This window comes from Pseudoalteromonas sp., assembly GCF_041629635.1.
GTDB lineage: Bacteria > Pseudomonadota > Gammaproteobacteria > Enterobacterales > Alteromonadaceae > Pseudoalteromonas.
This window is the reverse complement of the sequence record NZ_JBFKMX010000036.1, coordinates 18,298-29,005: the sequence shown is the minus strand read 5'-3', so window position 1 is coordinate 29,005 and position 10,708 is coordinate 18,298. Positions and strand designations below refer to the sequence as shown.

The 10,708-nt window shown below is 37.9% G+C and carries 4 protein-coding genes and 1 pseudogene; all 5 read right to left on the bottom strand.

The genetic code is table 11. The features are described 5' to 3' along the window. Positions 1 to 615 (bottom strand): annotated as a pseudogene (locus tag ABYD77_RS07510) (DHH family phosphoesterase); the annotation flags it as partial. Positions 616 to 719: 104 nt separating this feature from the next. Further along, positions 720 to 1,082: a DUF2304 domain-containing protein gene (locus ABYD77_RS07505; RefSeq protein WP_372768543.1), complete on the bottom strand. Its 363-nt coding sequence runs from the start codon at positions 1,080 to 1,082 to the stop codon at positions 720 to 722. After that, on the bottom strand, positions 1,083 to 1,781 hold the full coding sequence (locus ABYD77_RS07500) for a glycosyltransferase family 2 protein (RefSeq protein WP_372768541.1): 699 nt from the start codon (positions 1,779 to 1,781) through the stop codon (positions 1,083 to 1,085). A 51-nt stretch (positions 1,782 to 1,832) separates the two neighbouring features. Further along, entirely contained in the window at positions 1,833 to 2,999 is a 1,167-nt protein-coding gene (locus tag ABYD77_RS07495) for a glycosyltransferase (protein WP_372768539.1), read from the bottom strand. A 35-nt stretch (positions 3,000 to 3,034) separates the two neighbouring features. Beyond that, positions 3,035 to 10,648, bottom strand: a complete 7,614-nt coding sequence (locus tag ABYD77_RS07490) for an Ig-like domain-containing protein (RefSeq protein ID WP_372768537.1) — start codon at positions 10,646 to 10,648, stop codon at positions 3,035 to 3,037. Positions 10,649 to 10,708 lie beyond the last annotated feature (60 nt).

Genomic DNA, 10,708 nt, shown 5'->3' with positions numbered 1-10,708 from the left:
TGTGTATAACGCTTCAAGCTGATAAAAAATGGAATCTGTTTGTTCAATTAACGCTAATGGTGATGAATAAGCGAGCAATATTTCAAAAAGTACAGCAGGGTGGAAATGTAGATCTTCAACAGTGCTGCCATAGCCGTTGTAGTTAATATAAATGCCTAATGCTTTTAACTTTTCTTTTTGCTCTTTGGATAAACCAAGCTTATCTGCCTCAGTATCTGCTGTGGCAATCATATTATCACCATAAGCAGCTGTAATTGCCCAAAGGTGATATTGTTTTTTGAGCCGGTCGCTGACAATTAAGCTGGTACAGGTATTTGCATCTAAATCGATATGCGCTTCTAACTTATCGCTTGTTGGAATTTCACCTGCGCGATGATGATCGACATAAAACACCTCCGCACCAACATCTAAGCAGGCATGTAAAGCTTCTTTATTTTTCTCCATTGAGATATCGAGCACTCGAATCGAATCACCCGCTTGAGCATTCACCTGCTGTAATAATTGAATATCACGTTTAACACCCGTAATTTTTTTACTTTCAGTAGGGTTTGCAAGCTGCAATTGAAGAAGTGCGATAATGCCGTCCGCATCACCGTTAAAAACGTCGTAGTTCATGATTAAATGCAATAAAAAATAAAACAGATCTTGGCGAGCTAAACCAAATTATGCAAATAACTTTTTATTCATAGATAAACCTTAGTGTGCAATTTCTATAAATACTAAGATTTGCTAGGCTTATGCTGCTTTAGCTGTTCAAGCTCCATCTCAACCATAGCTAATTTTTGCGCGATGCGATCCATTTTTACTTGCGCTTTAGCACGCTCGATATCCGCAATAAGCGCTTTTAGCATTAACAATAAACACGCAAGAATAACCGGTAAAATTGGCGAGTAAGCAATGCCAACCCAACCAGCAGCAACATCTGCCACTTGAGGGAAGACACCTAACACCAAAATGGAAATAGCTAGAATCAGCCAGCGAAAAGCGGCGCCCATAAGAATTGAATCACGGCGAATTAAAACCACCACAAAAAGAAAAAAAACAACAGCTAAAAATGCCGTAAAAAACTGATAAATTTCCATTTAAACTTTTTCAATCTCTTCAGATAATAAGTGCGCTTTTTTAGCAATTTTACTTAAACACAACATGGTGGTATAACCCATATAATAAATTACTGCCCACCAAGAATAAAAAATACGAGAAATACCTGATTCACGTCGCTGCATTTCAACATTTACTTCAGATTTATCAATATGAAATGTTTTAAGCATCAATAGCACCCCAACATCTTGATATTCAAGCAAAGATGCTTCTTTCTTGCTTAATACACTAATCGCTTGCTGGTCGTATAAACGAAAACCTGAGGTTAAGTCATTAACTTTAACACCTGACAAACCGCGGAAAAACTTCCAAGCAATGCGACGCGACAGTGAGCCCCTCGATGGACACGAACCTATCACTAAATTAGCGTTGGTAATTTTTTGATTGTCGGTTAGATACTGAATTTGAGAAGCTAAATGCTGCTTGTCGGCGTCAAAAGTAACTAAATGAGAATAGTTATTTTCATACGCATAACGCACACCGGTTTGCGTTGCTTTCCACGCCCCTAAATTGTAGGGCATACTCAATACTTTCGCCCCCGACTGTTTTGCTAACTTTGCGGTGTTATCGGTGCTGGCATCGTCAACCACAACAATATCTCTGTATCCATGCGTCAACAAATCATGAATGACATCTTGAATTGTCGCTTCTTCGTTATGTGCTGGGATAACAATCAACATTTCGCTGCAACTGACTTAAGTACTCTAACAAAAGCTCTAGTCTAAATGATATTAGCTATCTAGCATAGTTTTTTCAGCCAGAATATTCTCGTATAACTCCGTTATTTGATTAGCGACACTATCTAAATTAAACACCTCATCAAATCTCTCTCTTGCATTAAGACCCAAAGCCTTTAATGACATCTTATCAAGATAAATTTCTTGTATCTTTTCACAAAGGGACTCGACATTATTGTTTTCGAAAATAAATCCTGTTACTCTATCTTGAACGACCCAAGACATTCCACTCCCCTTAACATTACTTACTAATGCAGGTTTAGAGTGCATTGCGGCTTCTAAAAGTACCACACCAAATGCTTCTGTTTTTTCAATAGATGGCAAGCACAATAAATCTGTGCCAAAGAGCTGTTTGGATATATCACTATCTGAAACTCGACCAAGAAAGCTCACTTTATCTTGAATCTTGAGACTTTTAGAAAGAGACAATAACTCATTGCTCAACTCTCCCTCTCCTATTATGGATAAGTGAACTTTTATCTTAGCTGGAAGCCTAGATAGAGCTCTAAGCATAAGCGAATGGCCTTTATAATAAGTAAGCCGACCAATCATCAATAAATTTAATTGGTTTGTGGTTTGTGTATCTTGATTATTTGCACATAACCCTACATCTTTAATACCAATCGGTACCACACTGCATTTATGTTTGAAGTCGTTAAGGGCGGCACTATCTGTAAGATATGGAGGTGACGTAACAAGTACCCTACATGCACGTTTTAGTAAAGACCTTTCAAATAAACGGTAAAACGGATACAAAAGCTTAATTTTCAAATCAGGAACCGCACCTAGTACATCTGAATGCCAGTGAACTACCCAAGGCACTTTTTTCGCTCTACTTGAAAAGAGGCAAGCAAAAGCTGATAAGTTAGGCATATGAATGTGAATTACATCCGGATTAAATTCATCAACTACTTGATTAAGTTCCTTCAAAAATGAAGTAGCTATTGGTGCATACGCAACCACTCCATTTAACCTTACCTTGCATACCTGAATATCATTAATCTTGATATGTTCTGAAGGTAATTTAGATTCATTCTGATGGGCTAGGATAAAAGAAGTGACTTTATTTTGGTAGACTCGATTCTCTACCAAATCTTGAGTTACTTTTTCAATTCCGCCAAAAAAAGGGAAGTAATACTTCCCAATATGTAATACTTTCAATTACTAGCCTCCAATTAAGAAGGCTAGTTTACACACTAGCAAATTGATTTACCATGAAAGCCAGTCTGTCTTTTACGAACTATCATTATCACTAACACAAAATATAGCAAGTAGAACAGATTGCCTGAGGACCTTTTCTTCGGAGGCTCAATAATAGACTTTGCAACAACATTAACAGCAATTTCCTGCATATTGTTTGACGCATCATCATCGACTCTCTCATTAGCCACTTCAGCATTAAGAACAGCAGTTCCTAATGAAGTAAAGTTAACTAAAATAGATAAGTTAATTTTGTCACCAACTTCCATACTCCCCTGATGTTCACAAATATAGCTATTTGATTCGGCAATACACGTTACCTTTTCTGAATTAATGGAGTCAATTGAGGCGTTATCAATGCTAATTAGTAGCTTTGGATTGTTCGCATGAGCCAACCCATTATTCTCAATCACAATATCAAATTCTACCAATTCACCTAATGTAACAGATTTATATGTGTTAGAGATAATAAGACTAAGGTCTGTTGTTTGCTGCCCAAATAACCCATTACCTTGATTAAATCGTATTTCATTTTCACCCGAAAACGAAGAAATAACCATGTCAGTATCACCATCCATATCAACGTCGGTCAACACAAAACCATTTGCATCAGCAGCCTCAAAAACGGTAGGTAATGGCTTATACCCTTCTTCAGTTGGCGTATAAATTATAAGGTCACCTCCTTTAGACAACAGAGCTATTTCCAGTAGTTCATCTCCGTGCAAGTTTGAAATATCAATCGCTTGATAACCTACAGATGAAATATAATTAACCTCGCTATTTTGAGAATTCATGATTGCAATGCCTTTTTCTGCCAATGCAATAATGTCTAAACGCCCAGTACCGGTAAGGTCTGTTAAAATAACATTTTGAGCATTAAAAATTTCAGTTTGATGTTTATTATAATCACCATTGGCATTTTGATACCAAACCTCTAATGCATCATTCTCAACAGCCAATACTAAGTCAACTAATCCATCATTGTTAATATCACCGCTCGCTAAATCATTATACAACACTTGATTTTCAGTTACTTTAAAGCCAACTGTTTGCGTTTGCCAAACATCACCGAATGGTTGCGTAAAAATGCTAATGCCTAAAATAGAACTATCTAAGTAAGCGATGTCAGTCTGCGTGTCATGATTGATATCAAATGCAAATACTTTCTTACTTGGAGTCTTAGATATAATCTGAATATCAGCAAAGGTCGCATTACCTGAATTATATAAAACACCAGAGCCAAGCTGTCCTTCCGTTGCAAATGCGATGTCTATAAAACCATCATTATTAAAATCACCAACAGCAACGTGCAACACGTTTTCATTACTTAAAATAGATGCAGTCAACTCAAACTGACCTGCACCTTTATTTAAAAATACTGCACTATTCTGATTTGCTGCAAATACAATATCTATTAAACCATCATTGTTAAAATCTGCAGTGGCTAAACTATTTACAGCTGAAAGAAGTAGTTGCTCACCTGACTCATCAGATGAATTTTCACTGATATTTTTAGCAAAGCTATCTTGTTTACTAATTTCTTCGTTAATAGTCAGTGTCACATTTGAGTTTAATTCGCCTATCTCAATCGCTTGAAGTGTAAACTTAAATTCCATCGAATCCATTTGCGACAAGCTCTTATCAGGTTGACACTTAAAAATTTGGTCAACCAAGATGCAACGTTCAGATTGTTCAACAACTTCAGCACCAGATAAGGCTATTGAAATATCGCCAACATTGACTGTTTGAGCAGATTCATTGCTAACCTTTACTGTTAACTCAAAAGGTTGATTTATGATAATTTGTTCAACATTTACACTCTGTAAGATGGTGATGATGGAATTATCAAATTCATCTATTTTTAATGTAAATGACTGAGTATCTTTAAGCTCGCCATCCTCAACTTGAAGTATAATATTAAACTCTTCACCAATTGCACTTGCTGGAGGTGTACCAATTAACTGCAACCCAATTAGATTAAGCCATTCAGGTAGAGTAGTAACATTTGTGATTGAAACTGTTAAGTCTTCAGAGTCAACATCAGAAACTTCAATATTATAGATATACTCAACTAGGGCATTTGCATTTAAAATTGGCTCTGATATAAATTTTGGAGCGTCATTAATACTACTTACATTGATAGTTACGCTTGCTTGATTTGATCGTAAGCCAGCAACATCGGCAATTGTATATGTAAAACTATCGGTGCCGTTAAAATCTAGATTTGGAATATACTCAACTATGCCATTTCCAATATAATGAACTGAGCCATGTTCCGCATTTGATAACTCAACAGAACTTAAATCGAGTTCATTGTCACTATCACTATCATTTAAAGTGATCTCTATTGCGACTTTTATGTCTTCATCTGTAGTTGCACTATCATCAGAGGCTACAGGGGCTAAATTTGTAGTTGTGAAGAACCATTCAGTGGTTGGGGGTGATTGATTTTCAAAAAGATCGACAACAACTCCCTTATCAACCTTTACTTGATACTGGGCATTAACTCTTAAACTGTCGGCAAACTCAAACTCTAGAGAGTCACCTGCCACACTTTTACTTATAGCAAGCATTTCAGTGCCATCGTCAATATTAATCAGCTTAATATCGCCACTTCCCTGCAAAATAAGTTCATCATAAGTAATAGCGAACACTGTTGAAATGGCAACTAACTCGCTATTATTTGTAGGCGTTAAAGTTACGGGTTTTGGCGCTATATTGTCAAAATCTATAGTTATGACAGATGAAGCAGCATTGCCATTACCAAACTCATCAAGGACCACATTTTCAGGTACACTTAAAGTAATAGGTCCAACTGAAATGCCATCAACTTCAACAGCATAGAGAGTAGATGAAATCGTTGTGAAATTGCTTAAATCTGCGTTACTAGTAAGTATATCTTTCATATCAAAGCCTGATACCGCGCCTGAAAACTCAAACTCAGCTTTAAAGGCATTATTCGCTTTTCCAGGAGATTTGATACTAACTGAAACGAGTCCATTATTATATTGAACAACCAATTTATTAGATACTAAGTTGTTATTACCAGCAAGATCTTGAACGGCAACTGCCTTTAATAATACTGAAACTTGACCGCTCGATATCGGTTGAATTAATAGCTTGAATGAAGTACTTGAAATACCGGTTAGCGATGAAACTGTAGCATTTTCAAGTTCGAAATCACTTATTTCAAGACCTGTTATTACCTCATCAAAGGTAACCATTACCTCAAATTCACCATCGATGACATCACTAGCTGTAGCTAGTTCTACTGTTGGAGCAGTAAGGTCGAAATCAACTGTCACAGTTGTTGATGCGGTATTTCCATTACCCGCATTATCCTGAGCTGCGTTTGCTGCTACACCTAATGTCACTTTTCCTTCTGAAACTGGCGTTACAGTTACACTATAAGTATCACCTGAGCCTGTAAAATCCGACAAACTCGCATTAGATGTAGTGATATCTGACTGTGTAAAGCCTACTACTGATTCACTGAATGTGATAGTTCCTTTGAATGCAGTTGTTTGTGGACTGCTTGGCACTGAAATAACCGTTGACGGTGCGGATATATCAACATTGATTACCGCTGTTGTTGCTGCTGTGTTGTTATTACCCGCAGCATCCTGTGCCACAGCCTCTGCAATATCTATAGTAACAGAGCCATCAGATATTGGGGTCACATCAAGGGTATAGTTACCAGAACCTGTATTTGTAAAATTGGAAAGAGAGGCATTACTTACAACAATATCATTAATATCAAATCCAACGACCTCTTCATTAAATGAAATTAATACAGAAAACAGCGTATTTTGTATTGTTATAGGTACACTGATAGATGGGATAGGTGCAGTGGTGTCGTAGTTTACAGAGAGTTTATTTGAAGCAGAATTACCATTAGTTGCATTATCTTGAGCTTTATCAGTCGCAACCTCTAAAGTAACAACACTTTCAGTTAAAGGTGTAACAGTGACTGTGTAATTAGCACCCGAGCCTGAGAAGTTAGTTAGGTTTGCATTGGTAACATTAATATCACTGATATCAAAGCCTGTAACCGCCTCAGAAAAGTCAAAGTTTGCGAGAAATGCACCATTAACAGTAGTTTTAGATGTGCTAATTACTACCGTTGGTTTAGTATTATCATAAGTAAAGCCAACCACTTGCAAATCATTACCATTTCCAGCCGCGTCAACAATCTGGTTAGCCGCCAATGTAATACTGACCTGGCCATCAGCCAAAGGCGTAAACGTTATATTGGCACTATTCCCATCATTAACAGAAAAATCATCTACAGTCGCATTGACTAACGTTAAATTAGAGCTTGCCACAGCAAGCGCATCATTATCTGTAATAAAGTCGATTGTTACAACAAATGGCACCGTATTATTCAATAGATTACCATTTTGGCTGGAAGTCAATGTGATTACTGGCTTTACATTATCAACATTGACGCTTTGTGAAGGTGAACTTGCAATCGAACTTCCCGCACTGTTCCTTGCCACCCCTGCATTAATTGAGAATGCAAGAGAGCCATCTCCAGAGATATTTGAAAAGACTACTTGAGGAGTTGTAGTTGTTCCATTTGTAATTGAGATAGTGGCATTTGCTGTACCACTTTTAGAGAGTATTATATCACTGGGAGTTAAATTAACTTCATCTGCTTTAGTGAATGTTATAGGAAATGATACTGGCCCCGTATTAGTCAACACCGCACTTGGCAAACCAATGGTTGTCACGATATCTTGTGCATTATCAATAATCGTTAAACTTGAACTAACAGCGTCCGCAGAGATTGCTATTGAATTACTTAATGCGGAAAATGATGAACTTACTGTGGTGAACAGAGTTTGACTATTTACATTGGGTAAATCGATACCTACAGTGATTTTGCATGATTCCCCCGCCAATATTGAACCGCCTGAAAAATTCAATGAAGAACTGCCTGTTAAAGTACCATTACACTGATTTGATGACGAAATATTCGCTAAAGCACCACTAAGAACGGCACCAAAATTATCTGTAAATGCGATTGAGTCAACAGTATTTGAACCTATATTCGCTAATGTATATTCAAGATTTGCTGTACTATTATCGGTAACATAACTGGTTGTAAACGCCGCTGTTACACGCAAAGGAGTATCAACACTTAGCTGAGTTACCAGGGGGTCAATTGTAACATTTGAGCCAATATTATAACTAACACTACTCGTTGTTGTATTATAGTTACTCAATGTAGTGGCGACAGGGACGTTCACCTCGATATCAAAACTACAGCTTTGACCAGATTGAATGTTACCACCCGTAAATATTAAAAATGTCGTTCCGGATAGGGATGAACCTGACCCACAAATATCATTAAGTGCAGAACCTGAATAATTAGTACCCGAGATAATATCGTTTAGATTATGCGTAAATGTCAGTGCGGTTAAATCAGTCGGACCTACATTACTAAACGTGTATCTTGCAGTAACGGTACCTCCAGGAATAGCAGACGTCAAAAACTCTAACTTACCATTAAGCCCTGTAACCACAAGTTCATTAGAAGCAACATTACCAGTAACACTTAATCCATCTACTGTCGCGCTAACAGCTGAAGTTGTAGCTGTAAACTCTCCCGGTATTGCACTGTTAGGAATATTTAAAGCCATGTTAAAGTTACAGCTTGCACCTGGCGCAAGCGATGCGCCAGATAAGGTAATATAGGTCTCACCAGCAGAGCCTGCGACAGTTGAACCTGAACCACACACATCTGTTAGTGGTAAATTTGTAGCCGTTAAACCAGCTAATACAGTATTTAAATCAAGTGTAAAATTAATTCCTGTTGCGCTGGCTGGGCTAATATCTCTATGAGAAAGTGTGAACACGGCATTAGCGCTATCACCTCCCAATACCCCTTTAGGCATTTCAACTTTTAAACTTGGTGCTCCAACCAAGTTTACTGAAAAGCTTGGTAGTTTTGGGTATACAGTGGTTGTATTAACTGTAGCTGAGGCTGAAGTCATTGTATAACTTAATGAACCGCTTTCTAAACCGTTTGGAATAGCGATATCGACCGTAAAAGTGCAACTTCCATTCGCAGCTAGGTTTCCGCTAGATAGCTGCAACCCTTGTCTATCAGTACCGAGCGAAATAAGAGACACCGAGGAACCAGCTCCACAAGCTGGATTGGGATTTGGCGGCAGTGTTGCAGTTATTGGAAACGGTAAGCCGCCCGTAAGTTCAAGTACTGCCTGTAAATCAGTGACAGCTGAGTTACTGGTATCAGTAAAAGTAAACTCTATACCTACAGTGTCTCCCGCAGCAATACTTGTTACTGGGTTACCACTTTGTGTAAAGCGCAATGCTGCCGTTGGAGCCCCCACAACAATTAAGTCTGTAGAAGCGGTTCCTTTATTTATACTGTCAATCAGCACTGAACTAGAAGCAATTTTGTATGCACCAGGTGTTGAACCCGCTGGAATATTGATATCTACGATAAAGGTACAACTTTCTTCCGCAGCCAGTGAGCCGTTTGAAAAGGTAATTAATGCACTACCACTACCCGAGAGATCACCATTACCACATACATCATTAAGAAGAGCTGAGCTCCAGTTAATTCCGGGAATTGCAGACGGGGTAATAGCATTTAAATCGACAGTAAAATCAATTTTTGAAGCGGCACTAATACGCTCAAAATTCCTCAATTTAAATTCTAATTTGGTACTTTCACCAGCTGAAACCGGAGATAAAACATTCATGCTAAGTGAAGGTTGATTTATTACAATATTATCAGCAGCATAGCCTAATTCAATCGTTGAAAAGCCACTTACACCGGTAATATTACCGGAAGCAACAATCCCTGAAAATGTGTTGCTCGCTTTTATATTTTGACTAATTGAGCAAGTTGAACCTGATGCGACTGCTGCTGATGTAGTATTAAAACCTGATACAGAAAAAACAGAATCACCCGGCGAACTTACATTGCCTCCTGAATATATACCAAATGCGCAATCATTTGAGGTATCAGGGAAATCAGATATAGTCAAACCATTAGGCAACTGAAAGTTAGCCGTCAAACTAAATATGTCATTAGTAACTGCGCTATTATCAAATGTTAATGTGGCGCGAATATTTTCCCCAATGACTGCCGTAGATTTATCTAAAGAAAAACTAACCGACGGTCTATCTGTAGCGACAATCAAATTTGTTGATACGGGAGAACTTGTAGTGGAACCAATCTCAATAGCAGGCATAGTAAATGTATGTGTGCCAACGGTACTACTTGTCGTCATGATTGTTAATTGGCATGACTCACCATTGGCTAACACAGCATTTAATAAACTAAAACTACTAGCGCCATCTACCGCAGTTACATTAGCTGTTGCCCCACAATTTGTTGAACTAATAGATGGAGTTGAAACCCTTATGTCGGCGGGTAAATTCGCAGTGAATGATATATCACGATCATTTGTACCACTTGAGTTTGAAAGCGTTAGCGTTAATTGACTCTCTGAATTCGCGCCAATAGTGTTTGGCGTAAATGCAGGTGCTACACTAGCTGATATTGCACTAAATGAACAAAAAGCTAGTACGCCACTGACAAGTGACTGAGAAAATTTATTAGATTTTAGCATAACGCTCACTCAAGGAGGTGGTTATTATTATTGATGAAGTTGTAACAATTCTAGTCTATG